Below are 25,139 nucleotides of genomic sequence, written 5' to 3'. Positions count from 1 at the left end.
CCTAGGCCCAATTGTAGTTGAAACTCACCGAGACACGATCTTCTTCGATCATGTTCATCGGCACCTCATGGCGCAGCCAGCTTTCCCACAGCAGCACATCCCCCGCCTCGGGCGCAACATAGATGAAGGGGCGCAGTTCCTCGCGGGCGTCTTTTACCCGACCGGGGGCCGCCATCATCATTGGCAGGCGCGGGTCCTCAAAACGGATCGCGCTGGCGCCCTCTGGCATGGTCACATAGGTCGTGCCAGAGATCACCGAGTGCGGGTGAATGTGAGATGTGTGGATGCCGCCCTCGGGGAGGATGTTCAGCCATAGCGAGTCGAGCACCAGCTTTCGGTCGCCCAGATCGAACTCGAGGTCTTTGGCAAAGGCCGCGACATGCTTGTCCAGCACCCCAACCAGATCTTTGAAGATCGGGAAGCGGTAGGGAAGGTCGTCTAGCGATGCATAAGAAGTGTATCCAGCATAGCCGTTCTCTTCGCACCAATCCTGACCGGCCTCGTCATCCTCGGCGATCGAGAAACAAGAGGCAGCCAGCTCATCGGTGTCGATGGGCTTGCCGTGCGCCGACAGGGCGGCATGATAGAGGCGGGTGGCGAAAAGCGATTTGATGTTTGACATGGCTCCGTCTTACGCCGAACATATCCCCATCGCCAGCCTATTTGCGCCAAAAGTACCTGTGCGGGCCAGCAGGGGTTGCTATGTGTGACCTCAACGCGTATTGGCACCTTTCATCATGAACTCCACCAGAATCATGGTCACCCTACAGGGGCCTACTGGTGATGTTGAAAGGAAGAGGCCGTGAAAGCCAGCGAACTACATGACAAGACGCCGGACCAGCTCCGCGACGAGCTTGTGAACTTGAAAAAAGAATCCTTCAACTTGCGTTTTCAGCAGGCCACCGGTCAGCTGGAGAACCCCGCTCGTTTGAAGACCGTGAAGCGTGACGTGGCCCGTGTCCACACCGTGCTGAACCAGAAAGCCGCTGCTGCGGCAGCCGAATAAGAGGAGCCTGAAAAATGCCCAAGCGTATCCTTACAGGCACCGTGACATCGGACGCCAACGCACAGACCGTAACCGTTTCCGTAGAGCGCCGCTTTACGCACCCGGTTCTGAAGAAAACCATTCGTAAGTCCAAAAAGTACCGGGCTCACGATGAGAACAACACGTTCAAAGTGGGCGATTCTGTTCGCATCATCGAATGTGCACCCAAGTCGAAAACCAAACGTTGGGAAGTTCTGACTTCGGAAACAGCCGAAGCCTAAACCCCTTAAACGAAACCCTGGGATGAGGGCCGCATCGCCCCCCAGAAGGTCGGGAGAAACCAAATGATCCAGATGCAGACCAACCTGGATGTTGCTGACAACAGCGGCGCTCGCCGTGTTCAGTGCATCAAGGTCCTGGGTGGTTCCAAGCGTAAGTACGCATCCGTCGGCGACATCATTGTCGTGTCGGTCAAGGAAGCCATCCCTCGCGGTCGTGTGAAAAAGGGCGACGTCCGTAAGGCCGTCGTCGTTCGCACCGCCAAAGAAGTTCGTCGTGACGATGGCACCGCCATCCGTTTCGACCGCAACGCTGCTGTTATCTTGAATAACAACAACGAGCCTGTCGGCACCCGTATCTTCGGGCCGGTTGTTCGTGAGCTGCGTGCGAAGAACTTCATGAAAATCATCTCGCTCGCTCCGGAGGTGCTGTAATCATGGCTGCTAAACTTCGCAAAGGTGACAAGGTCATCGTGCTGGCCGGCAAGGACAAGGGCAAGACGGGCTCCATCTCGTCCGTTGACCCGAAGTCCGGTAAAGCCATCGTCGATGGTGTGAAAATCGCCATCCGCGCAACGCGCCAGACACAGACATCTCAGGGCGGCCGCATCCCCAAGGCGATGCCGATCGACCTGAGCAACCTCGCACTGGTGGATGCCAACGGCAAAGCCACCCGCGTGGGTTTCAAAATCGAAGGCGACAAAAAAGTGCGCTTTGCCAAGACCACGGGGGACGTGATCGATGCTTGATACCGCAACCTACACACCCCGCCTTCAGGCCGAATACCGCGAGACGATCCGCGCCGCCCTGAAAGAGGAATTCGGCTACAAGAACGACATGATGATCCCTCGTCTGGATAAAATCGTTCTGAACATCGGCTGTGGTGCCGAAGCCGTTCGCGACAGCAAAAAAGCCAAGTCGGCTCAGGAAGACTTGACGACGATTGCAGGCCAGAAGGCTCTGACAACCATCGCCAAGAAATCCATCGCTGGTTTCCGCGTACGTGAAGAAATGCCGCTGGGTGCGAAAGTGACCCTGCGCGGTGACCGCATGTACGAATTCCTTGACCGTCTGATCACGATCGCAATGCCCCGTATCCGCGACTTCCGCGGCGTTCCGGGCAAAAGCTTTGATGGCCGTGGCAACTACGCCATGGGCTTGAAAGAGCATATCGTGTTCCCCGAAATCGACTTCGACAAAGTTGACGAAACTTGGGGTATGGACATCGTGATCGCCACCACGGCGAAAACCGACGCTGAAGCCAAGGCGCTGTTGAAAGCTTTCAACATGCCCTTCAATTCATAAGCGCGGGAAGGATTAGAAATGGCTAAGAAATCCATGATTGAGCGCGAGAAGAAGCGCGAAGCACTGGTGAAGAAGTACGCTGAGAAGCGCGCGGCTCTGAAAGAGATCGTGAGCGACGAAAGCAAACCGATGGAAGAGCGTTTCCGCGCTTCCCTGAAACTGGCGAAACTGCCGCGCAACAGCTCTGCTGTGCGTCTGCACAACCGCTGCCAGCTGACGGGCCGCCCGCACGCCTACTATCGTAAACTCAAAATTTCGCGGATCGCGCTGCGGGACCTTGGCTCTTCGGGCCAAATCCCCGGCATGGTCAAGTCGAGCTGGTAAGGAGCGCATCAGATGAACGATCCTATCGCAGATATGCTGACACGCATCCGTAACTCTTCGCTGCGCGGCAAATCCACAGTCTCCACACCGGCTTCCAAGCTGCGTGCGTGGGTGTTGGACGTGCTGGCCGACGAAGGCTACATCCGCGGCTACGAAAAGATGACGGGCGCCGATGGCCACCCCGCTATCGAGATCAGCCTGAAGTACTACGAGGGCGAACCTGTTATTCGCGAATTGAAGCGGGTCTCCAAACCCGGTCGTCGCGTCTACATGTCCGTCAATGACATCCCCGTTGTCCGTCAGGGCCTCGGTGTGTCGATTGTCTCCACCTCCAAGGGTGTGATGTCGGACGCGTCTGCACGTTCTGCCAATGTTGGCGGCGAAGTGCTCTGCACCGTATTCTAAGGAGTAGACCATGTCTCGTATTGGTAAGAAACCTGTCGCCATGCCTTCGGGCGTCTCGGCAGAGGTCAGCGGTCAGACGATCGAAGTTAAGGGCCCCAAGGGCACCCGCAGCTTCCGCGCGACTGACGACGTAACGCTGACGGTCGAAGACAGCGCAATCACTGTGACACCGCGTGGCAAGTCCAAGCGCGCACGTCAGCAGTGGGGCATGTCCCGCACCATGATCGAAAACCTGGTGACTGGCGTCACCACGGGCTTCAAAAAAGAGCTTGAGATCCAGGGTGTTGGTTATCGTGCAGCCATCAATGGCAACACGCTGAGACTGAACCTCGGCCTGAGCCACGATGTTGACTACGTTGCGCCCGAGGGCGTGACCGTGACAGCACCGAAGCAGACCGAAATCATTGTGGAAGGCATTGACGAACAGCTTGTTGGTCAAGTCGCTGCGAACATCCGCGCTTGGCGCAAGCCCGAGCCCTATAAGGGCAAAGGCATCCGCTACAAGGGTGAGTTCGTGTTCCGCAAAGAAGGCAAGAAGAAGTAAGGAACGGAAAGATGGCAAACACCAAAAGACAGCTGTTCCTGAAACGCCGCATGCGCGTTCGGAACAAACTCCGCAAAGTGAACGCCGGGCGCATGCGTCTGTCGGTACACCGTTCGTCCAAGAACATCTCGGCTCAGCTGATCGACGATGTGAACGGCGTGACACTGGCTTCCGCCTCCACCATGGAGAAGGATCTGGGCGTCGTTGGCAAAAACAATGTCGAAGCGGCGACCAAGGTCGGCGCATTGATTGCCGAGCGTGCCAAGAAAGCCGGCGTGACCGAAGCTTACTTCGACCGTGGCGGTTTCCTGTTCCACGGCAAAGTCAAAGCTTTGGCCGAAGCGGCCCGCGAAGGCGGTCTGAAAATCTGATTGTGCGGTGCGTGGGCAACCACGCACCTGCTTTCATACGGAGGCTGCGCCGTGTGCGCAGCTTTCCTACGAAGAGGGCCACGCTGGCCCTCTCGATGATCCGGGGGCCGATGGCCCACTAGGATTGACCAATAGGGGCCCCAAGGGGCCGCAGAAAAAGGAAGATGCCAGATGGCAAGAGATGACAACCGTGGGGGCAACCGCCGCAACCAGCGCGACGAGACCCCGGAATTCGCTGACCGTCTGGTCGCAATCAACCGCGTGTCCAAGACCGTTAAGGGTGGTAAGCGTTTCGGCTTCGCCGCGCTCGTGGTCGTGGGCGATCAGAAAGGCCGCGTCGGCTTTGGTAAGGGTAAAGCGAAAGAAGTACCCGAGGCCATCCGTAAGGCGACTGAGCAAGCTAAGCGTCAGATGATCCGCGTGCAATTGCGCGAAGGTCGTACGCTGCACCACGACATGCACGGCCGCCACGGCGCCGGCAAAGTTGTGATGCGGACAGCACCAGAAGGTACCGGTATCATCGCCGGTGGTCCAATGCGTGCCGTTTTCGAAATGCTCGGCGTTAAGGACGTTGTGTCCAAGTCGATCGGTTCGCAGAACCCCTACAACATGATCCGCGCCACTCTGGACGGTTTGAAAAAAGAGCAATCGCCCCGTTCTGTTGCGCAGCGTCGCGGCAAGAAAGTGGCTGACATTCTGCCCAAGCGTGAAGACAACGTAGAGTCCTCCGCACAAGTGGCTGAGGAGGCATAAGCATGGCCAAGACACTCGTAATCAAGCAGGTCGGCTCGCCGATCCGCCGCCCCGCCACGCAAAAGGCAACTTTGGTTGGCCTGGGTCTGAACAAAATGGGTCGTACCCGTGAGCTGGAAGATACACCTTCCGTGCGCGGTATGATCAACAAGGTCTCGCACATGGTCGAGATCGTCGAAGAGAAGGGCTGAACTTAAGGTTTAGCGGTAGGGTGGGGGACCGCTCTACGAAGACGCCTCGCAGGAAACTGCGGGGCGTTTTGTTATTTGCGGCTTCGCGTACTGATCTGGCCCTATGTGTCGGATTTGATAGTGGACGCCTTCAATCGCGTCTTACGGAACCATGAGCCTATCACTGCTGCCGTAACAGCGGGATTTTCTACACTTGTTAATATTTAGTTAACATTTACCGTTGAGTGGCCTCGTTGATTTTGGCGAGGCCGCAAACACATTGGATAAACGATGAAAGCCTTTTCAGTTTTTGTACTCATTATTGTGACGGTCGGCATGCCATCCTTCGCGTCAGCTCACACGCAAAGCGCCACACCCTATACCTCCGAAGTTCCTTCGCATGGCGGCGGATGCCGGAAAGCTTCACCGCCCGGTCAATGCTGCCATGCTGGGTCAGAGCCATACCACTGCCATTAAGCAAACGGATTGCTCAGGTAGGGGGAGGGTGACGTCCTACCTGCGTTTACCCACCCCCTTGTCACGCCTCCCGCCATCCCCTATACGCCCCCGGTGGCCCGTGTTGGGTCGCAATGGAATCGAAACGCCGCGTTTGGCCACTCCCGTCGCTGGGGGCCATTTCCGGCAAAAGGAGAAGCGACATGAAACTGCACGAACTTTCCGACAACGAAGGCGCAACCAAAAAGCGTATGCGCGTTGGCCGTGGCCCCGGCTCTGGCAAGGGCAAAATGGGTGGCCGTGGTATCAAAGGTCAAAAGTCCCGTTCCGGCGTGGCGATCAAGGGCTTTGAAGGCGGCCAGATGCCAATCTATCAGCGTCTGCCCAAGCGTGGCTTCAACAAGCCGAACCGCAAGTCCTACGCTGTTGTGAACCTGGGCCTGATCCAGAAATTCATCGACGCCAAGAAGCTTGATGCTGGCAACACCATCGACGGTGCGGCCCTGATCGCTTCCGGTTTGGTCCGTCGTGAGCTGGACGGTATCCGCGTTCTGGCCAAGGGTGACATCACCTCCAAGATCGACCTGAACGTCGCTGGCGCCTCCAAATCCGCTATCGAAGCGGTCGAGAAGGCAGGCGGCAAGGTGACCGTGGCAGCTGCGAAGGCTGCTGAGGCATCCGAGTAAAGCGGCCTTAAGGCTTGTGAGCGGCGCGCCAGCCGCTTACATAACCTCAAGTTTTCCCGAACGCCGCCCGCCGGAAAACGGCCCGGGCGGCGTTTTCGCAACAAAAGAAGAGACCCCTCATGGTATCTGCCGTCGAAAACATGGCCGCGAACACGAGCTGGGCCGCATTGGGCAAGGCAACAGACCTGCGCAATCGGATCCTGTTCACACTCGGGCTGCTCATCGTTTACCGCCTTGGCACCTTCATCCCGGTGCCTGGCATCGACGGTGGCGCGCTGCGTGACTTCATGGAGAGCGCAGGTCAGGGCATCGGCGGCATGGTCTCGATGTTCACCGGTGGCGCACTTGGCCGCATGGGTATCTTCGCTCTGGGCATCATGCCCTATATTTCGGCCTCGATCATTGTCCAGCTGTTGACCTCCATGGTTCCGGCGCTGGAACAGTTGAAAAAAGAGGGCGAGCAGGGGCGCAAGAAGATCAACCAGTACACGCGCTACGGCACGGTGGCGCTGGCGACCTTGCAGTCCTACGGCCTCGCGGTCAGCCTTCAGGCCGGTGACATCGTCGCTGATGGTCAGATGGGCTTTGGCTTCATCGCGGCCTGTATGATCACCCTCGTGGGCGGTACCATGTTCCTGATGTGGCTGGGCGAGCAGATCACCGCCCGCGGCATCGGCAACGGCATCTCGCTCATCATCTTTGTTGGCATCATCGCCGAGGTTCCCGCCGCAATCGCGCAGTTCTTTGCCTCGGGCCGTTCCGGCGCGATCAGCCCTGCGGTGATTATTGGCGTGCTGGTCATGGTGATTGCGACGATCATGTTCGTGGTCTTCATGGAGCGCGCGCTGCGCAAGATCCATATTCAGTATCCGCGCCGCCAAGTTGGCATGAAGATGTATGACGGCGGCACGTCGCACCTGCCGGTTAAGGTGAACCCAGCGGGCGTGATCCCGGCGATCTTTGCTTCGTCGCTGCTGCTTTTGCCCGTTACGGTCAGCACTTTCTCAGGAAACTCCACCAGCCCTGTGATGTCTTGGCTTTTGGCGAACTTCGGCCCCGGTCAGCCGCTTTATCTGCTGTTCTTCGTGGCGATGATCGTCTTCTTCGCTTATTTTTATACGTTCAACGTCAGCTTCAAGCCTGATGACGTGGCCGACAACCTCAAGAACCAGAATGGCTTTGTACCGGGCATCCGTCCGGGCAAGCGCACCGCAGAGTATCTTGAGTATGTCGTGAACCGCATTCTGGTCTTGGGCTCGTTCTACCTCGCTGCGGTCTGTGTTCTGCCGGAAATCCTGCGCGGTCAGTTCGCCATTCCCTTCTACTTCGGCGGCACATCGGTGCTGATCGTCGTGTCGGTGACGATGGACACCATTCAACAAGTGCAGAGCCACCTGCTCGCGCATCAATACGAAGGTCTGCTTGAACGCTCGCAATTGCGCGGCAAAGGTGCAGGCAAAGGTAAAGGTCCACGCAAGAAACGGAGCCCCGTACGTCGATGAATATTATCCTTCTCGGGCCTCCGGGCGCAGGCAAAGGCACCCAAGCACGTCATCTGGTCGAAACCCGCAATATGGTCCAACTCTCCACCGGCGATATGCTGCGTGAAGCCAAGGACAGCGGGACAGAGATGGGCAAGATCGTTGCCGACGTAATGGACCGTGGCGCGTTGGTCACCGACGAAATCGTCATCGGCCTGATCCGCGAAAAGCTGTCTGATAAGGCCGCGCATGGCGGTTTCATCTTTGACGGTTTCCCACGCACCTTGGCACAGGCTGACGCGCTGGCTGATTTGATGGCGCAAGAGGGCCAGACCCTTGACGCCGTGATCGAGATGAAGGTCGACGATGAGGCGCTGGTCGCCCGCATCACGGCGCGCTCCACCTGTGCAAGCTGCGGTGAGGTTTATAACGACCTGACCAAGCCGATCCCCGAAGATGGCAAATGCACCAACTGTGGTGGCACCGAGTTCAAGCGACGTGCGGATGACAATGAGGAAAGCCTCAAGACCCGCCTGATGGCCTATTACAAGCAGACCTCCCCGCTGATTGGTTACTACTACGCGAAAGACATGCTGAGCGGTGTGAATGGTCTGGGTAAGATCGACGAAGTCCGCACCGAAATCGCAGGCGTTCTAGACGCCTAACTGTGCCTTAAAAGAGGGCGGGGCGCATCGCGTTCTCTCCCTTGCGGCCCAACAGTAGCGCAGTTTTGCGCAGCGGCTTGACGCCCTGCGCAAAACCTCATAGTCACCCCTATCTCGTAAGAGAATCAAATTGCGGCAAAGGCCCGGCCTAACCCGCAAGATCACCTGATCAGCCTCAGCCCGATGGCCTTATCGCCTCGGGCTTGTGTTGTGAAAAAAGGGTCTGGAACGACGGACCCGCAACGAAAAGGAATAGCTAACGTGGCACGTATTGCCGGCGTAAACATCCCGACTGCAAAGCGGGTTCCAATCGCCCTCACCTATATCACCGGTATTGGCACTTCTTCCGCCAAAGCCATCTGCGAAGCCGTCGGCATCGACGCGACGCGCCGGGTTAACGAACTGTCGGACGCTGAAGTCCTGGCCGTTCGTGAGCACATCGACGCGAACTACACCGTCGAAGGTGACCTGCGTCGTGACACGCAGATGAACATCAAGCGCCTGATGGACCTTGGCTGCTACCGTGGCCTGCGCCACCGTCGTAACCTGCCCGTCCGTGGTCAGCGTACCCACACCAATGCTCGCACCCGCAAAGGCCCCGCTAAGGCCATTGCTGGCAAGAAGAAATAAGGGAGGGTCTGATCAATGGCACGCGATAAGACAAAGACCAAGCGTAAGGTCAGCAAGAACATCGCCGCAGGTGTGGCGCATGTGAACAGCTCCTTCAACAACACCAAGATCCTGATCTCGGATGTGCAGGGCAATGCAATTGCATGGTCCTCTGCCGGCACCATGGGCTTCAAAGGGTCGCGTAAATCGACTCCTTACGCAGCTCAGATGGCCGCTGAAGATGCAGGCCGTAAGGCTCAGGATCACGGCGTCAAGACGCTGGAAGTTGAAGTGCAAGGCCCCGGTTCCGGCCGTGAATCCGCACTGCGCGCACTGGCTGCCGCTGGTTTCAACATCACTTCGATCCGTGATGTGACGCCAATGGCGCACAACGGCTGCCGCCCGCCGAAGCGCCGCCGCGTTTAAGACAGCAATTTGCTATATGGGGCCGCGTGTTTTGCACGGCCCCATACCGCTTTTCAGAAACCTCGAGCGTTTGTGTCATTTGGACATGAGGCACAAACAAGGATGGAGGGACGCATGATCCACAAGAATTGGGCTGAATTGATCAAGCCGCAACAGCTTGACGTCAAGCCGGGCAATGACCCAGCCCGTCAGGCAACCGTTATGGCCGAACCGCTGGAGCGGGGCTTTGGCCTGACGCTCGGCAATGCGCTGCGCCGCGTGCTGATGTCTTCGCTGCAAGGTGCGGCGATCACATCCGTACAGATCGACAACGTGCTGCACGAGTTTTCCTCCGTGGCCGGTGTGCGCGAAGACGTGACCGACATCATCCTGAACCTTAAAGGCGTCAGCCTGCGCATGGAAGTCGAAGGGCCCAAGCGCCTGTCGATCTCCGCTAAAGGTCCGGGCGTTGTAACTGCCGGTGACATCTCCGAATCCGCCGGTATCGAGATTCTGAACCGCGAGCATGTGATCTGCCACCTCGACGATGGTGCAGACGTCTACATGGAGCTGACCGTCAACACCGGCAAGGGCTATGTCTCCGCAGACAAGAACAAGCCCGAAGACGCGCCCATCGGCCTCATCCCGATCGACGCGATCTATTCCCCGGTCAAGAAGGTTTCTTATGACGTGCAGCCCACCCGTGAGGGCCAGGTGCTGGACTATGACAAGCTGACCATGAAAGTGGAAACAGACGGTTCGATCACGCCGGATGACGCCGTGGCCTTCGCCGCGCGCATCCTGCAGGACCAGCTGGGCATCTTCGTCAACTTCGACGAGCCGGAATCCGCGTCCCGTCAGGACGACGACGATGGTCTTGAGTTCAACCCGCTGCTTCTCAAGAAAGTCGACGAACTGGAACTGTCGGTTCGTTCGGCAAACTGCTTGAAGAACGACAACATCGTCTACATCGGCGATCTGATCCAGAAGACCGAAGCCGAAATGCTGCGCACGCCGAACTTTGGCCGCAAGTCCTTGAACGAGATCAAGGAAGTGCTGTCGGGCATGGGCCTGCACCTTGGCATGGACGTCGAAGACTGGCCGCCAGAAAACATCGAAGACCTCGCCAAGAAGTTCGAGGATTCGTTCTAAGAGACACGGCCCCGGAAACTTTTAAAGTTTCCGGGCCGATTTCTTCAAAAGAAATCGGGCACCGTTACGACTGGGCGCACGCCCCAAGGAGAGCCCAAGACACGCATCGCGGGCCAGACAAAGCAAAACCGCCCGTAGAGGGCATCAAATTGGAGATTAAGAAATGCGTCACGCACGTGGATACCGCCGCCTGAACCGTACACATGAACACCGCAAGGCGTTGTTCTCGAACATGGCAGGCTCGCTCATCGAACATGAGCAAATCAAAACAACCTTGCCGAAAGCCAAGGAACTGAAGCCGATCATCGAAAAGATGATCACGCTGGCCAAGCGCGGCGACCTGCACGCCCGTCGTCAGGCCGCGTCAAAGCTGAAAGAAGACCAGTATGTCACAAAACTGTTCGACATCCTCGGCCCGCGCTACAAAGACCGCCAAGGTGGTTACGTTCGCGTTCTGAAAGCTGGCTTCCGCTATGGTGACATGGCGCCGATGGCGATCATCGAATTCGTCGACCGCGACCGCGATGCCAAAGGCGCCGCAGACAAAGCGCGTCTGGTTGAAGAAGACGCCGCAGAATAAGATTTCGCAGATTGCGGATTGGAAAGCCCTGCCATTTGGCGGGGCTTTTTCTTATGGGGCAGAGGGAAAGGGAGTTGCACCAAGGAGGGTGGCTGCGCATATCAGGAAGCATGAGATACTTTTTGGCGTTCTTGATACCGCTGGCTGCATCAGAAAGGGTTGGCCATCTGCGCCCGCATCATAACACAGCCGCCGTAATCGGCGCAGCGGCCCAGGGGATAGTATGGCGGATTTATTCGGCGACAGCGACGCGGTAGCAGAGAGCGGACACCGTCCATTGGCAGATCGTTTGCGTCCGCGCGCCTTGGCGGAGGTTATCGGGCAGGACCAAGTGCTCGGCCCAGAGGCGCCGCTGACGGTCATGCTCGCATCGGGGGCATTGTCGTCGCTGATCTTTTGGGGGCCGCCAGGGGTGGGGAAAACCACCATCGCGCGTCTGCTGGCAGATGAAACCGATCTACATTTCGTTCAGATTAGCGCAATTTTCTCGGGCGTTCCGGAACTGCGCAAGGTTTTTGATGCGGCCAAGCTGCGGCGTCGGCAAGGGCAGGGGACGCTGCTGTTCGTCGACGAGATTCACCGGTTTAACAAAGCGCAGCAGGACGGGTTTTTGCCGCATATGGAGGATGGGACGATCCTCTTGGTGGGCGCGACGACGGAGAACCCCAGCTTTGAGTTAAATGCCGCTGTGCTGTCCCGCGCGCAGGTGCTGGTGCTAGAGCGCTTGCCGCATGACGATCTGGAACGCCTGGCGCAGCGGGCCGAGCAGGAGTTGGGCAAACCGCTGCCCTTACAGCCTGAGGCGCGCGAGGCGCTATTAGAAATGGCCGATGGGGACGGGCGCGCTTTGCTGAATCTGATCGAACAGGTGACCGCGTGGAAGGGCGATGGCTTGCTCGACAAGGCGGGCCTATCCAAACGCCTGATGCGCCGCGCGGCGCAATACGACAAATCGGGCGATTCGCACTACAATCTGATTTCGGCGCTGCATAAGTCCATGCGAGGGTCCGACCCCGACGCGGCGCTTTATTGGCTGGGGCGGATGTTGGAGGGCGGCGAAGACCCTCGCTACCTGATGCGCCGCATCACCCGGATGGCGGTCGAGGATGTGGGCCTCGCTGATCCGCAGGCGCAGGCCTTTTGCCTACAGGCCTGGGAGACCTATGAGCGGCTCGGCAGTCCCGAGGGGGAATTGGCCATCGCGCAGGCGTTGACCTACATCTGCCTCGCGCCGAAATCTAACGCCGTCTACAAAGCCTACAAGGATGCGCGCAGGCTGGCCCGCAGCACCGGGTCAGAACCACCGCCCAAACATATCCTGAACGCGCCGACCAAGCTGATGAAAGAGCAGGGCTACGGCAGCGGCTACGCCTATGACCATGACGCCGAGGACGGGTTCTCTGGCCAGAACTACTTTCCCGATACGATGGAGCGGCCTAGCCTCTACGAGCCGGTCGAACGGGGCTTTGAGCGCGAGTTGAAAAAGCGACAGGATTACTTCGCAGGGCTGCGCGCCAAGCGGAAAACTTGACTCCGGCGCGCGTGCGCGCGATGGGGTGTCGATGATGAAAACACTGATCATGGTGGCCCTCGGCGGCGCTCTGGGCGCGAGCCTGCGGTTCCTCGTCGGTCTCGCGGTTGGCTTTCCTTTGGGCACTTTGGCGGTCAATGTGACCGGCTCTTTGGCCATCGGGTTGGTCTGGGTGCTGCTGGCGGAGAAATCGCCGCTGTTGCTGCCCTTTTTAATGACCGGGCTGCTGGGCGGTTTCACGACCTTCTCGGCGTTTTCACTCGATACCCTGCGGCTGCTTGAAGCGGGCCGGGCAGGGGTCGCATTTTCATATGTGGGGGCCTCGGTGATCTTGTCGCTGGCCGCCTGTTTGCTGGGCCTCTGGGTGGCCCGAGAGGTGTTGGCATGAGCCGCGTACAAACAATTACCGTCGCAGTAGGCGATGGCGACCAACGGCTCGACCGTTGGTTCAAGCGGATGTTTCCGCAGATCAATCAAGGGCTCATCGAGAAGATGTGCCGCAAAGGCGAAATCCGCGTCGATGGGGGCCGGGTTAAGGCCAACACACGGCTGGAGGCGGGCCAAGAGGTGCGCGTGCCACCGCTGCCTGACAGTGCGCCACCACCGCCACCTAAACGCACCCGCATCACCGATGCTGATGCCAAGATGATCCGCAACTGCGTGATCTACCGCGACGAGCATGTGATTGCGCTGAACAAGCCGCCGGGCTTGGCGGTGCAGGGCGGCTCGGGCCAAGCGGATCGCCATGTTGACGCGCTCTCGGAAGCGCTGATCTTTGACGCCGAGGAAAAGCCGCGTCTGGTGCACCGGTTGGACCGCAATACTTCTGGTGTGCTGCTGCTGGCGCGGACTCGTTTGGCAGCCAAGGCGCTTACGGCCGCAATGCGCCACCGTGAAACGCGCAAGATTTACTGGGCCATCGTCGCCGGTGTGCCGACGCCCTATCTGGGCGAGGTCAAATATGGTCTGGTTAAAGCTAGTGGTCATGGCCGCAGTGGTGAGGGCGAGAAGATGATCGCCGTGCATCCACGCGACATGGACGCGACGCCGGGCGCGAAACGGGCGCATACGCTCTATGCCACGCTGTTCCGTGTCGGTTCGCGCGCCTCTTGGGTGGCGATGGAGCCGGTCACAGGTCGCACGCACCAGCTGCGCGCGCATATGGCCGAGATCGGGCATCCGATTGTCGGTGATGGCAAATACGGCGGCTCGGGGCAAGAGAACCTCGGCGATGGCTGGGGCGCGCAATTGGGCGGGATCATCTCGAAAAAGCTGCATTTGCACGCGCGGATGATGCGGTTTGAGCATCCTCATACCCGCAAATCAGTCACCATTACCGCTGAACTGCCCGAGCATATGGCGCATAGCTGGGACACCTTCGGTTGGACCGAGGATCTGGCCGAAGAAGACCCCTTTGAGGCGCTGCAATGACCAAGCCACTGCGTTTGGTGATCTTTGATGTCGATGGCACATTGGTCGACAGTCAGGGTGACATCGTCGCGGCGATGACGGCAGCCTTTGCGGCTGTCGAAGCGCCTGCGCCGACACGGGCCGAAGTGCTGTCGATCGTCGGCCTGTCGCTTGATGTGGCGATGACGGTATTGGCGCCCACGCGGTCTGCCGGAGATCACCTCGCTATGGTAGAGGCTTATAAGGCCGCCTATATGTCGCTAAGGGCCGAGGCAGGCGTGGCGCAATCTTCGCCGCTCTATCCCGGTGCGCTAGAGACATTGCGCCGCTTGCATGCCGAGCCGGAAGTGCTGTTGGGTGTGGCCACGGGGAAGTCGAAGCGCGGGCTGGATAAGCTGATCGCCGGGCATGGGTTGGAAGGGCTGTTCGTGACCCAGCAGGTCGCTGATTTTCACCCGTCCAAGCCGCATCCTTCGATGATCCATCAAGCAATGACCGATGCCGGGGTGGGGCCAGAGACGACCGTGATGATCGGTGACACTTCTTTCGACATGGACATGGCCGCCGCAGCTGGGGTGACCGGGATCGGCGTCAAATGGGGCTATCATAGCCCGGATAAATTGGCCGCTGCCGCGCATCTCGTTGAGGATTTCTCGGCGCTGCCTGCCCTACTGGAACAGATCTGGAGCATTCCCGCATGAGTGACTGGAAAGCGAAGCGCTTTTGGAAAGATGCTGCTGTGGTCGAGGTTGATGGCGGTTTTACCGTCGAGCTGGATGGCCGACGTGTGAAAACGCCGGCCAAACGCCCGTTGACCCTGCCGACCCGCGCCATGGCAGAGGCTGTGGCCGCTGAATGGCAAGCCCAAGAAAAGCAGATCGACCCGCGGACCATGCCGGTGACAAAAACTGCCAATGCGGCGATTGATAAGGTCGCGGTGCAAAAGGACGAAGTCGTCGACATGCTGGCCGCTTACGGCGATAGTGATCTGCTGTGCTACCGCGCCGACAACCCCGAGGAATTGATGGCACGGCAGGCGGCGCAGTGGGATCCGATGCTAAACTGGGCAGCTGCGTTCCTTGGCGTCAAGTTGGAGACGCGGCAGGGCATAATGCATCAGCCACAATCGCCTGAAGCTTTAGCTGAGATGCACCGTCGGACGGCAGAGCTGGATGCGTTTGAATTGGCGGCTTTCCATGATCTCGTCAGTCTGACTGGGTCACTGGTGTTGGGGCTTGCTGCCGCTGAACAGGCGTTTAACCCTCAAGAGATATGGGATCTTTCGCGACTTGATGAGAACTGGCAAGCCGAGCAGTGGGGCCGCGATGACGTGGCCGAGGCGGAAGCCGAAATCAAGCGCCAAGCGTTTTTACATGCATATGCAATGATCGTGCTTTCCAAGGCTGCTTAACTTGCTAAAAGCTTTCCGCGATTATGGAAATTCGCGATTTAAATTTGCCCAACGCGCCCTTGACCTTCAAACCTGAATCCGCCCACACTGCTTTCCATTGAGCAGGGGAGACCCTGCACATGATCGCTTTCGGCGTCACCTGACGTCGGAATAACCGCCAGTGAACGTGGCGGACTATCAGGAAGAGGTAAAAATGAAAAAAACCGTAATTTTTGGCGCGCTGACCGTTGCTGGCCTTGCGGCTGGTGCTGCTGGCGCCGCCACGCTTGACGACGTTAAAGCCCGTGGCAAGCTGAACTGTGGCGTGACCACAGGCCTTGCTGGCTTTGCCGCGCCGAACGCCAATGGCGAATGGGAAGGTTTCGACGTGGCCGTGTGCCGTGCCGTTGCCGCAGCCGTTCTGGGCGACAAAAACGCCGTGGAATTCGTGCCAACAACCGGCAAGACCCGCTTCACCGCGCTGGCCTCGGGCGAGATCGACTTCCTCGCACGGAACACCACATGGACCTTCAGCCGTGACACCGACCTGAAATTCGATTTCATCGGCGTGAACTATTACGATGGTCAGGGCTTCATGGTCCCCAAAGCGCTTGGCGTTTCTTCGGCCAAAGATCTGGACGGCGCGACCGTCTGCATCCAAACCGGTACAACAACCGAGCTGAACCTCGCGGACTTCTTCCGCAAGAACAACATCAGCTATGAGCCCGTTCCGGTTGAAACTAACGCCGAAGGCCAGCAGCAGTACCTTGCCGGTGCTTGCGATACCTACACCACGGACGCCTCCGGTCTGGCTGCGACACGCGCGACCTTTGAAACCCCTGGCGACCACATCCTGCTGCCCGAGATCATCTCGAAAGAGCCGCTCGGCCCGCTGGTCCGTCACGGCGACAACGACTGGGGCGACATTACCCGCTGGGTGCTGAACGCGCTGATCGCAGCCGAAGAGCTGGGCATCACCTCTGCCAACATCGAAGAGATGACCGGCAACACCAACAATCCCGAGATTGCCCGCCTTTTGGGCACCGAGGGCACGTTGGGTGAGATGATTGGTCTCGACAATGAGTGGGCCAAGCGCGCCATCATGGCCGAAGGCAACTACGGTGAAATCTTTGCCAAGAACATCGGCGAAGAGACACCCATCGGTCTGGCACGCGGGCTGAACGCTCAGTGGACAGACGGTGGCCTGCTTTACGCACCGCCAGTACGCTAACTAAGATGTCAGGGGGCGCAGGAATTCCTGCGCCCCTTGCGCCTCCGAGCCGGGTAACCTGACATTAGTTGATGCAAGTTACCCCAAGACGAATAACAACGCGCTAAGAAGACAATAAAAACCCACGATCGACCAAACGATCAACGACCAAAAACGATTCGGCCAAGGTGCGCTAAATGCACCAATAAAAAACAAGCCGGAACACAGGGATACATACATGACGACATTCTCCGACCCTCCCAAGGCGTCGTTCCGGCCATCTATGCTGTTGAGCGACACCCGCTATCGGTCGATTACCTTTCAGGTTATCGCACTTGTGCTGCTGGTCACGGCGATCTGGTATCTGGGCTCTAACCTTGCCGCGAACCTGCGTGCTGCGGGGTTAAACATCTCATTCCAGTTCCTCGGCAACCCTGCAGGCTATGACATTAACCAAACGTTGATCCCCTACACCAGCCAGTCGTCGAACCTTCAGGCGGCTTGGGTCGGTATCATCAACACGCTGCTGGTGTCGTTTCTCGCCTGTCTGACTGCTACGCTCTTTGGCGTGGTCGCCGGGGTGCTTCGCCTCTCGAACAACTGGCTCGTTCGCAAGTTGATGGCGGGTTACGTTGAGATTTTTCGCAACATCCCGGTGCTGATCTGGATTCTGATCATCTATACGATCATGACTGCCGCGATGCCTGCGCCTTCGGCTTTCCGGGGCGACGATCCCGCGTCGAGCATGATGCTAGGTTCTTTCGCCTTTACCAACCGCGGGGTTTATATCCCCGGGCCGGTTTGGGGGGCGGGATCAATGTTTGTGGTCGCGACGTTCATCGCCTCGATCATCGGCGTTTTTGCCTATCGCCGCTATGCGACCAAGCTGCTCTATGACACCGGGCGTTTGCTGCCGATGCTTTGGCCGTCGGTTGCGATCCTGTTGCTGCCGACGATTGTCGTGTTTTTTATCATGGGCATGCCCATTGGTTTGGACTACCCGGCGCTGAAAGGGTTCAACTTCCAAGGTGGTATCCAGATCGGTGCGCCGCTGATCGCACTGTGGTTCGCCCTGTCGATCTACACCGGTGCCTTTATCGCCGAGAACGTCCGCGCGGGCATTCAGGCGGTCAGCCGTGGCCAATCGGAAGCCGCCGCGGCCCTTGGTCTGCGTCCGGGCCGCGTTATGAACCTTGTGGTGTTGCCGCAGGCACTGCGCGTGATCATTCCGCCGCTGATCTCCAACTATCTTAACATCACCAAGAACTCGTCGCTGGCGATCCTCGTGGGCTATGCTGACATTACCGCAACGCTGGGCGGGATCACCCTGAACCAGACCGGGCGGGCGATCGAATGTGTCGTGCTTTTGATGCTGTTCTATCTCGTAATTTCGCTGGGCATCTCCATGGTGATGAACGTCTACAACAACGCAACGAAGCTGAAGGAGCGTTAAGCCATGTCAGATACACATGCTGAATCCATCGCCTTCGTGCGCGAATCCTCGCTGCCGCAATCGGCCCCGCCGGACAAGGTTGGCGGCCCGCTGAAATGGGTCAAAGACAACCTCTTCCCCACATGGGCAAACGCCCTGCTGACGGTGGTGGCGCTTTATTTCCTGTATCTGCTGCTGTCGGGCTCTTTGCCATGGCTGCTCAACGGGGTTTGGTCAGCCAGCAGCCTTTCGGAATGTCGTGAGATACTCGACGGCGCATCGGGGGCTTGTTTCTCGGTCATCAGTGAACGCTGGCACCAGCTGCTTTTCGGCTTCAAATACCCAAGCGATCAATACTGGCGCCCGACCCTCGCGCTGGTGCTGCTGTTCATCGCCATTGCGCCCGTGCTCTTTATCGATCTGCCGCGCAAGATGCTTCTGTTTACAGGCCTCTACCCGTTCCTTGCCTTTTGGCTGATCTGGGGCGGCCCGATCTGGGGGCCGATCTTTGCTCTGTTGGGCGTGATTGCGGGCTATGTTGCCTACAGCCGTTTGGTGCACAAAAGCTTTGCCATGGCCTTGGCCGGTGGTATCGTGACTGCGGTGATCGTCTGGTATATCGGTGGCTTTATAGGGGAGGCGCTGCGCCCCGCGTCGCCGCTGCTTGAAGCGATCCCAAGCCGTGACCTTGGCGGCTTCATGCTCAACATGATGCTGGGCATCACCTGTGTGTCGCTCTCGCTGCCCATCGGCGTTGCACTGGCGCTCGGGCGTCAGTCGCATCTGCCGATCGTTAAAGGTATCTGCGTGGTCTTTATCGAATTCGTACGGGGTGTGCCGCTGATCACTCTGCTTTTCGTAGCGAACGTGATGCTGGCCTATTTCTTCCCACCGGGTTCGGGAGTCGATCTCTTCATCCGCGTGGTCATCATGATCACCATGTTCTCTTCAGCCTATATCGCCGAAGTGATCCGGGGTGGCCTCGCCGCACTGCCGAAGGGCCAGTATGAAGCCGCTGACAGCCTCGGGCTCGACTATGCGCAGGCGATGCGGTTGATCATCCTGCCGCAGGCGATGAAGATCTCTATCCCGGGCATCGTCAACATTGCCGTGGGTCTGTTCAAGGACACCACGCTGGTCTCGGTTATCTCGCTGTTTGATATCATCGGCATGATCCGCGGCCCGATCCTCGCTTCGACTGATTGGAACGGCGTTTACTGGGAACTCTTCATGTTCGCCTCGTTGCTGTTCTTCATCGTTTGCTACGGCATTTCACAATATTCGCAGTGGCTGGAACGCCGTCTTGCGACTGACCATCGTTAAGGGAGGGTTCTCGCATGGCTGAGACCGCACAAATGAAAGTATCCGACGAAGTCGCGATCCGTATCAACAATATGAACAAGTGGTACGGCGCGTTCCACGTGCTGCGCGACATCGACCTGACCGTGCACCGCGGCGAGCGTATCGTGATTTGCGGGCCTTCGGGCTCGGGTAAATCGACGCTGATCCGCTGTATCAACGCGTTGGAAGAGCACCAGAAGGGAAGCATTGAAGTTGACGGCACGCTGCTCAGCTCGGACCTCAAGAATATCGACAAGATCCGCTCAGAGGTCGGCATGTGCTTCCAGCACTTCAACCTTTTCCCGCATCTAACGATCCTTGAGAACTGCACGCTGGCACCGATCTGGGTTCGTAAAACGCCTAAGAAGGAAGCCGAAGAAGTCGCGATGCACTTCCTTGAGAAGGTGAAGATCCCTGATCAGGCCAACAAGTACCCCGGCCAGCTTTCGGGCGGTCAGCAGCAGCGTGTGGCGATTGCCCGTTCGCTCTGCATGCGCCCGCGCATCATGCTGTTTGATGAGCCGACATCGGCGCTCGACCCTGAGATGATCAAGGAAGTGCTCGACACGATGATCGAGCTTGCCGAAGAGGGCATGACCATGCTCTGCGTGACCCATGAGATGGGCTTTGCCCGTCAGGTGGCGAACCGGGTGATCTTTATGGACGAGGGCCAAATCGTTGAACAGAACGAGCCGGAAGCCTTCTTCAACAACCCGCAAAGCCCGCGCACACAGCTGTTCCTGAGCCAGATTCTGGGTCACTGAAGCGGGCTACGGCCATATTGCGAACAAAGCGCCCCGGCCAATTGGTCGGGGCGTTTGCGTTTCAAACCAGTTGTTTTGGGACAGTGAAGGCGCGCAGCGCACCGGTGCCGGGGGCGAGGTCAGCCCAATTGTCGATATCGAAATCCATCACCGTGGTCGCCCCCGATGGATAGCGATCAAACGCATCTTGATCGGGCGTCTGCCGCAACAGCACCGCTGCGGCTGCGGCGATGCCGGGGTTATGCGCCACGAGAAGTACAGTATCGCCCCTCGCTCGCAGCCGAAGGGTTGAGATGATCTTCTCTGGCTCGGCAAGGTAAAGCTGTTGGAGATGATCGACCGCGTTGCTTTCAGGCAGGTCCAGAAGTGCGCAGGTTTCGCGGGTCCGGGCAGCTGTCGAGCAAAGCACCAAGTCAGGCACCAACCCTTCGGACCGAAGCCAGTTGCCCAGTGCTTCGGCAGCCCCACGCCCCCGTCTGTTCAGCGGACGATCGTGATCGCTGGTGCCGTGGGACCAGTCCGATTTCGCATGTCGCATTAGGATCAGGCGGCGCATGTCATTCCTTTCACTGCTCGGCCCATCATAGGCGCGAAGCAGGGGCAGGGGGCAAGGGCTATGCCTCAGCCTTTGCGAATGATGCTGCCCGCGCCGTGTTCGGTGAACAGTTCCAGCAGGCAAGCATTGGGGGCGCGTCCATCAAGAATTACCGCAGCACGCACGCCCCCTTCGAGGGCATCCAGCGCCGTCTGAACTTTGGGGATCATCCCGCCTGCGATGGTGCCGTCGGCGATCATCTCGTTGATCTGGCTCGCCGTAAGGTCGGTCACCACCTCGCCCGCGCCATCCTTGACGCCGGCCACGTCCGTCAGCAGCAGCAGACGGTCGGCCTTCAGCGCGCCCGCAATGGCCCCAGCGGCTGTGTCGCCGTTGATGTTGTAGGTCTCGCCCCACCGGCCCATACCAAGCGGCGCGATGACAGGGATGATGCCCTTGTCCGCAAAGTCGCGTAGGATGCGTGGGTTCACTTGGGTCGGGTTGCCCACAAGGCCAAGGGCAGGATCTTCCGGTTCGCAAACGATTAGCCCGCTGTCCTTGCCGGAGACACCCACGGCGCGGCCGCCCTGTTCGGAAATGGCCTGCACGATCCGGGCGTTGACGAGGCCCGAGAGCACCATTTCGACCACTTCCATGGTCGCGGCATCCGTGACGCGTTTGCCGTTTATAAATTCGGATTTGATGTTCAGCCGGGCCAGCATGTCGTTGATCATCGGCCCGCCCCCATGGACGATCACCGGGTTCACACCGACCTGCCGCATTAACGCGACATCGCGGGCGAATTCATCCATCGCTTCATCGCTGCCCATCGCATGACCGCCCAGCTTGATGACCACGGTGGCATCGGCATAGCGTTGCAAAAAGGGCAGGGCTTGGCTGAGGGTACGGGCGGTGGCGATCCAGTCGCGGTTCATGTCTTGCGTTCTCATCTGTTGACCCATGGGAAGCCGATAGCGGCGGAGGTGTTATACCAGTGTGGCGATGATGGCACGCAAGGTCGGGATGCCCCAGCCCTTTTCCGAAGACGTGACCACAATCTCAGGATAGGCGGCGGGATGTTTGCTCAACGCTTCTTTGACCTGTTCAAGGATCTTGGCCCGTTCAGCTTCTTTGACCTTGTCGCCCTTGGTCAAGACCACCTGAAAAGTCACAGCAGAACTGTCGAGCAGCGACATGATTTCGTTGTCGACCTTTTTGACCCCATGGCGCGCGTCGATCAGTACGAAGGCGCGACGCAGGGTCTGACGGCCCGACAGGTACTGTTTTAGCAAGCGCTGCCATTTTTCGACCACGGGCAGGGGGGCATTGGCATAGCCGTAGCCCGGAAGGTCGACGAGGTAGTGCTCTTCACCCGCTGTAAAGAAGTTAATCTCCTGCGTACGACCTGGCGTGTTGGAGGCCCGCGCGAGCGCCTTCATTCCCGTAAGTGCGTTAATCAACGTCGATTTGCCCACGTTTGAGCGCCCGGCAAAGCAGACCTCCATCCGGTCAGGCGGCGGCAGCCCGTCCATCGCCACCACGCCTTTAACGAAGGTCGTCTCACCCGCGAAAAGCAGGCGGCCCTTCTCGGCGCTCGGTGTGTCAGGCTCTTCGGCGATGGTGTAGTTCACTTGCATCAAATTAGCTCCAGTTCGTCGCCAACGGCGATCTCTCCACCCTCGGTGACGGTCAAGGTAACACCGAAATCTCGGTGACCCAATTGGTCAAGTGCGGCAAGCGTATCTACGTCGCGCGCGCCGGTGTCGGTGTTTACGGTCGTGGCAAGGCAGCGGGTGATGCGTTTAGACACATTGAACCGCGTACCGCCGATTTTCATATCGCGACCGACCCATTCGAACTCGTCCCACGGGGCGGCGCCGTCAAACCAGATGTTGCCGCGCCACCGGGCGGTTTGCAGCGGGCGACCGGCGAGGTCTTCGACAGCGGCGTGCGAGGCAAGGTTGTTAAGCGAGAGGGTCGGCTCAGCGCTGTCGGTATAGCCGCGGCCATCAAGGCGCAGGATGTCCGCCGGGGCGGCCCGGCCCTCGGCCACCAGCGGGCGCACCCAGTCGAGGAACTGCGCTTTGTCACGGTCTGGGTGAAATGTGATCTCGCCGCGGACGGGATGGCGCAGGGTCAATAACTCGGTGGTCTCATCCAGTTCGGCGGTGATCGCCTGCAACTGCGGAGAGGACGCGCCCCGCGTAAAGTTCAAACACCGCGCCCAGTCTCCGGGCGCGGCTTTAGAGGCATCATGCGCTACGGCCCAAAGCCGATCGTAAGGCATGGACTGTCCGGCGCGCAGGGTCACACGCTCAACCGTCTCGCGGCCATGGGCCTTGAGCGGATGCCGGTTGAGCGCGGTGACCTGCATCACTTTTTCGACTTGCCTGACTTGGGCTTGGCGTCTGCATTTGCAGCATCACCCTTGGGCGTACGTTTGAAGCCGCCCGCGATGTTGCCCCAAAGGTCAGGTTTGTACCCTTGGCTGCGCATGATCAGGTACTGCTGCGTAAAGGTGATCGTGTTGTTCGCGATCCAGTAAACGACAAGACCACTCGCAAAGCCACCCAGCATGAACATGAAGACCCAAGGCATCCAAGCAAAGATCATCTGCTGTGTTGGATCGGTGGGGGCAGGGTTCAATTTCTGCTGCAAGAACATGGAGATACCCAACAGAAGCGGCAGGATCCCGATGAACACCAATGCCAGCATCGAGCCAGGCTCAGGCGCCGCATAGGGCAGCAGGCCCCAAAGGTTCATGATCGAGGTTGGATCAGGTGAGCTAAGGTCTTGGAACGGGCCAAAGAAAGGTGCGTGGCGCAGTTCGATCGTGACAAAGATCACCTTGTAGAGGGAGAAGAAGATTGGGATCTGCATCAGGATCGGCAGACAGCCCGCAGCGGGGTTCACCTTGTTCTTCTTATAGAGCTCCATCATGCCCTGCTGCATCTTCTGACGGTCGTCGCCCGCCTCTTTCTTCAGCTTCTCCATCTCGGGCTGAAGCTCCTTCATCCGCGCCATGGAGACATAGGATTTATAGGCCAGCGGGAAAAGCAGCGCCTTGATCAGCAGCGTCAGGCCGATGATCGCGACGCCCATGTTGCCGATAAGCTGGTTGAGGTTGTGCAGCAGCCAGAAGATCGGCTTGGTCAGGAAAAAGAACCAACCCCAGTCGATGCTATCGATGAATTTGGCGACACCGGCAGATTGGTAATCCTGCAGTGTTTCCCATTCCTTTGCGCCTGCGAAGAACTTGCTGGAACTGCTGACGCTTTCACCTGCGGCGACCGAGCGGGTCGGTTGGCGGGTGAAGGCGCGGTATGTGTCGGCACGCGGGTCGTAGGTGAGGGCTTGTTCAAAAGCCTCGCCCGCCCCGGGGATCAGCACGGCCTGCCAGTAGTGATCGGTAAAGCCAACCCAACCTTCCGTGACCCCTTCGGTGACCACAGCAGGGCGGCCCCACGTGCTGTTTACATCGGCCTCAGCGATATCGTCCCAGTCGACTTCCGACAGCTCGCCATTGGCCATAGACACGGCTCCTTCATGCAAGATGAAGAAACTTTTCAGGTCTTCAGGCAATCCGTGCTGGGCGATCATGCCAAAAGGGGCAAGGTTGACCGGCGCGTCGCCGTTGTTGGTGACGCTCTGAGTGATGTCGAACATATATTCGTTATCGACTGAGATGGTGCGGTTAAAGATCTGACCCGCGCCGTTATCCCATGACAGGGTGACCGGGCTGTCGACACCCAGCGTCTCACCTTCGCTTAGGGTCCAAAGAGTATCGACACCGGGTACGGCATCAGGGGCAAGGCCAGAGCCTGCGGCCCAGCCGTGTAGTGCGTAATAGGCGTCGCTCGATCCTTCGGGAGAGAGGAGGGTAACCACCTCGGCGTTTTCGTCGAGGGTGGTTTGGTAGTCATTCAATTTCAGATCATCAATCCGACCGCCCATGAGTGAAATGGAACCGCTAACCTTATCAGTCGCGATGGCCACGCGAGGGGCATCTGCCAAAGCCGCGCGGCGGCCTTGGGGGGCGGCGCCTTCGCCATTGTCCGTGCCAGGTGCAGCAGCAGTATCGGCTGGGGAGGCTGGAACAGAGGTGCCGTCTTCGGCTTGGCTCATTTCAACGCTGTTCTCTATCGCGGGATCGGCTTCGGGGGGCGGGAACAAAAGGAACCACACGAGGATGACGGCAAAACTGAGCGCCGTGGCAAGGATGAGATTCTTATTCTGTTCGTCCATGGGGACAGCCACCTGATGTCTTTGAATATCACGGGGGTTCAACAGAGTGCGGGGCCAAAGGTCAAGCGGAATCGGGTAAGCCCATAGGGTGTAAGGCGGGGTTTCCACCCAT

Annotated in this window: 33 protein-coding genes; 27 read left to right on the top strand and 6 right to left on the bottom strand. The window is 58.6% G+C overall.

All coding sequences use genetic code 11. The features are described from left to right. Position 1 precedes the first annotated feature (1 nt). Entirely contained in the window at positions 2–622 is a 621-nt protein-coding gene (locus tag WNY61_RS15445) for a TIGR02466 family protein (RefSeq protein ID WP_342852352.1), read from the bottom strand. Positions 623–802: 180 nt separating this feature from the next. Between WNY61_RS15445 and rpmC the strand changes: the two genes are divergently transcribed. The 27 genes from rpmC (at position 803) to WNY61_RS15310 (ending at position 20,247) form a co-directional block, all read left to right on the top strand. After that, entirely contained in the window at positions 803–1,006 is a 204-nt protein-coding gene (gene rpmC / locus WNY61_RS15440; RefSeq protein ID WP_007118846.1) for a 50S ribosomal protein L29, read from the top strand. Between the two features lie 14 nt (positions 1,007–1,020). After that, a complete protein-coding gene (gene rpsQ / locus WNY61_RS15435) occupies positions 1,021–1,266 on the top strand; it encodes a 30S ribosomal protein S17 (RefSeq protein WP_007118847.1) in 246 nt (81 codons plus the stop codon). A gap of 63 nt (positions 1,267–1,329) precedes the next feature. Then, the gene (gene rplN / locus WNY61_RS15430; RefSeq protein WP_007118848.1) at positions 1,330–1,698 is read left to right on the top strand and encodes a 50S ribosomal protein L14; all 369 of its coding nucleotides are present in this window, start codon (positions 1,330–1,332) and stop codon (positions 1,696–1,698) included. A gap of 2 nt (positions 1,699–1,700) precedes the next feature. Beyond that, positions 1,701–2,012 (top strand): 50S ribosomal protein L24, encoded by a 312-nt coding sequence (gene rplX, locus WNY61_RS15425; protein WP_342852351.1) that lies wholly within the window; start codon positions 1,701–1,703, stop codon positions 2,010–2,012. After that, positions 2,005–2,568 carry a 50S ribosomal protein L5 gene (rplE, locus tag WNY61_RS15420; protein WP_007118850.1) on the top strand — a complete coding sequence of 188 codons (564 nt, stop codon included), beginning with the start codon at positions 2,005–2,007 and terminating at the stop codon, positions 2,566–2,568. Before rplX ends, rplE begins: the two co-directional genes overlap by 8 nt. 18 nt (positions 2,569–2,586) lie before the next feature. Next, positions 2,587–2,892 (top strand): 30S ribosomal protein S14, encoded by a 306-nt coding sequence (gene rpsN, locus WNY61_RS15415; protein ID WP_007118851.1) that lies wholly within the window; start codon positions 2,587–2,589, stop codon positions 2,890–2,892. Positions 2,893–2,904: 12 nt separating this feature from the next. Continuing rightward, positions 2,905–3,297: a 30S ribosomal protein S8 gene (gene rpsH, locus WNY61_RS15410; protein ID WP_007118852.1), complete on the top strand. Its 393-nt coding sequence runs from the start codon at positions 2,905–2,907 to the stop codon at positions 3,295–3,297. Between the two features lie 10 nt (positions 3,298–3,307). Further along, positions 3,308–3,841, top strand: a complete 534-nt coding sequence (gene rplF, locus WNY61_RS15405) for a 50S ribosomal protein L6 (RefSeq protein ID WP_342852350.1) — start codon at positions 3,308–3,310, stop codon at positions 3,839–3,841. A gap of 11 nt (positions 3,842–3,852) precedes the next feature. Further along, complete coding sequence (rplR, locus tag WNY61_RS15400) at positions 3,853–4,212, top strand: 50S ribosomal protein L18 (RefSeq protein ID WP_007118854.1); 360 nt, start codon at positions 3,853–3,855, stop codon at positions 4,210–4,212. A 171-nt stretch (positions 4,213–4,383) separates the two neighbouring features. Further along, complete coding sequence (rpsE, locus tag WNY61_RS15395; protein ID WP_007118855.1) at positions 4,384–4,965, top strand: 30S ribosomal protein S5; 582 nt, start codon at positions 4,384–4,386, stop codon at positions 4,963–4,965. 2 nt (positions 4,966–4,967) lie between these two features. Further along, a complete protein-coding gene (rpmD, locus tag WNY61_RS15390; RefSeq protein ID WP_342852349.1) occupies positions 4,968–5,156 on the top strand; it encodes a 50S ribosomal protein L30 in 189 nt (62 codons plus the stop codon). Positions 5,157–5,794: 638 nt separating this feature from the next. After that, positions 5,795–6,277, top strand: a complete 483-nt coding sequence (gene rplO / locus WNY61_RS15385) for a 50S ribosomal protein L15 (RefSeq protein ID WP_342852347.1) — start codon at positions 5,795–5,797, stop codon at positions 6,275–6,277. A gap of 119 nt (positions 6,278–6,396) precedes the next feature. Beyond that, positions 6,397–7,779 carry a preprotein translocase subunit SecY gene (gene secY / locus WNY61_RS15380; RefSeq protein WP_007118858.1) on the top strand — a complete coding sequence of 461 codons (1,383 nt, stop codon included), beginning with the start codon at positions 6,397–6,399 and terminating at the stop codon, positions 7,777–7,779. Continuing rightward, on the top strand, positions 7,776–8,423 hold the full coding sequence (locus WNY61_RS15375; RefSeq protein ID WP_342852343.1) for an adenylate kinase: 648 nt from the start codon (positions 7,776–7,778) through the stop codon (positions 8,421–8,423). The genes secY and WNY61_RS15375 overlap by 4 nt, the downstream gene beginning before the upstream one ends. A gap of 261 nt (positions 8,424–8,684) precedes the next feature. After that, positions 8,685–9,053, top strand: coding sequence for a 30S ribosomal protein S13 (gene rpsM / locus WNY61_RS15370; protein WP_007118860.1), 369 nt, complete (start codon positions 8,685–8,687; stop codon positions 9,051–9,053). A 15-nt stretch (positions 9,054–9,068) separates the two neighbouring features. Continuing rightward, positions 9,069–9,458 carry a 30S ribosomal protein S11 gene (gene rpsK / locus WNY61_RS15365; RefSeq protein WP_007118861.1) on the top strand — a complete coding sequence of 130 codons (390 nt, stop codon included), beginning with the start codon at positions 9,069–9,071 and terminating at the stop codon, positions 9,456–9,458. Between the two features lie 114 nt (positions 9,459–9,572). Then, entirely contained in the window at positions 9,573–10,589 is a 1,017-nt protein-coding gene (locus WNY61_RS15360; protein ID WP_007118862.1) for a DNA-directed RNA polymerase subunit alpha, read from the top strand. A 163-nt stretch (positions 10,590–10,752) separates the two neighbouring features. Beyond that, positions 10,753–11,169, top strand: coding sequence for a 50S ribosomal protein L17 (gene rplQ / locus WNY61_RS15355; protein WP_342852339.1), 417 nt, complete (start codon positions 10,753–10,755; stop codon positions 11,167–11,169). Positions 11,170–11,392: 223 nt separating this feature from the next. Further along, positions 11,393–12,700, top strand: a complete 1,308-nt coding sequence (locus WNY61_RS15350) for a replication-associated recombination protein A (protein ID WP_342852337.1) — start codon at positions 11,393–11,395, stop codon at positions 12,698–12,700. 31 nt (positions 12,701–12,731) lie between these two features. Beyond that, entirely contained in the window at positions 12,732–13,088 is a 357-nt protein-coding gene (locus tag WNY61_RS15345; protein WP_342852335.1) for a CrcB family protein, read from the top strand. Further along, positions 13,085–14,131, top strand: coding sequence for an RluA family pseudouridine synthase (locus WNY61_RS15340; RefSeq protein WP_342852333.1), 1,047 nt, complete (start codon positions 13,085–13,087; stop codon positions 14,129–14,131). The genes WNY61_RS15345 and WNY61_RS15340 overlap by 4 nt, the downstream gene beginning before the upstream one ends. After that, positions 14,128–14,811 (top strand): HAD-IA family hydrolase, encoded by a 684-nt coding sequence (locus WNY61_RS15335; RefSeq protein WP_342852331.1) that lies wholly within the window; start codon positions 14,128–14,130, stop codon positions 14,809–14,811. Before WNY61_RS15340 ends, WNY61_RS15335 begins: the two co-directional genes overlap by 4 nt. After that, positions 14,808–15,521: an ATP12 family protein gene (locus tag WNY61_RS15330; protein ID WP_342852329.1), complete on the top strand. Its 714-nt coding sequence runs from the start codon at positions 14,808–14,810 to the stop codon at positions 15,519–15,521. Before WNY61_RS15335 ends, WNY61_RS15330 begins: the two co-directional genes overlap by 4 nt. Positions 15,522–15,714: 193 nt before the next feature. Continuing rightward, positions 15,715–16,731, top strand: a complete 1,017-nt coding sequence (locus WNY61_RS15325) for an amino acid ABC transporter substrate-binding protein (protein ID WP_342852327.1) — start codon at positions 15,715–15,717, stop codon at positions 16,729–16,731. 217 nt (positions 16,732–16,948) lie between these two features. After that, positions 16,949–18,163, top strand: a complete 1,215-nt coding sequence (locus WNY61_RS15320) for an ABC transporter permease subunit (protein WP_040700486.1) — start codon at positions 16,949–16,951, stop codon at positions 18,161–18,163. 3 nt (positions 18,164–18,166) lie between these two features. After that, positions 18,167–19,465: an amino acid ABC transporter permease gene (locus WNY61_RS15315; RefSeq protein WP_342852322.1), complete on the top strand. Its 1,299-nt coding sequence runs from the start codon at positions 18,167–18,169 to the stop codon at positions 19,463–19,465. A gap of 14 nt (positions 19,466–19,479) precedes the next feature. After that, positions 19,480–20,247 carry an amino acid ABC transporter ATP-binding protein gene (locus tag WNY61_RS15310; RefSeq protein ID WP_342852320.1) on the top strand — a complete coding sequence of 256 codons (768 nt, stop codon included), beginning with the start codon at positions 19,480–19,482 and terminating at the stop codon, positions 20,245–20,247. A gap of 61 nt (positions 20,248–20,308) precedes the next feature. Here the strand turns inward: WNY61_RS15310 and WNY61_RS15305 are convergent, their stop codons facing one another. From WNY61_RS15305 to yidC, 5 genes are all read right to left on the bottom strand, one after another. Further along, positions 20,309–20,803, bottom strand: coding sequence for a histidine phosphatase family protein (locus WNY61_RS15305; protein ID WP_342852318.1), 495 nt, complete (start codon positions 20,801–20,803; stop codon positions 20,309–20,311). 65 nt (positions 20,804–20,868) lie between these two features. Continuing rightward, positions 20,869–21,732 (bottom strand): acetylglutamate kinase, encoded by an 864-nt coding sequence (argB, locus tag WNY61_RS15300; RefSeq protein ID WP_342852316.1) that lies wholly within the window; start codon positions 21,730–21,732, stop codon positions 20,869–20,871. A gap of 36 nt (positions 21,733–21,768) precedes the next feature. Beyond that, entirely contained in the window at positions 21,769–22,419 is a 651-nt protein-coding gene (gene yihA, locus WNY61_RS15295) for a ribosome biogenesis GTP-binding protein YihA/YsxC (protein ID WP_342852314.1), read from the bottom strand. Then, positions 22,419–23,156 (bottom strand): MOSC domain-containing protein, encoded by a 738-nt coding sequence (locus WNY61_RS15290; RefSeq protein WP_342852364.1) that lies wholly within the window; start codon positions 23,154–23,156, stop codon positions 22,419–22,421. Before WNY61_RS15290 ends, yihA begins: the two co-directional genes overlap by 1 nt. Beyond that, a complete protein-coding gene (gene yidC / locus WNY61_RS15285) occupies positions 23,156–25,027 on the bottom strand; it encodes a membrane protein insertase YidC (protein ID WP_342852312.1) in 1,872 nt (623 codons plus the stop codon). Before yidC ends, WNY61_RS15290 begins: the two co-directional genes overlap by 1 nt. Between the last annotated feature and the right edge of the window lie 112 nt (positions 25,028–25,139).

It is taken from the genome of Sulfitobacter sp. AS92 (assembly GCF_038900015.1).
Classification (GTDB): Bacteria; Pseudomonadota; Alphaproteobacteria; order Rhodobacterales; family Rhodobacteraceae; genus Sulfitobacter.
This window is presented reverse-complemented; position numbering and strand designations above follow the sequence as displayed.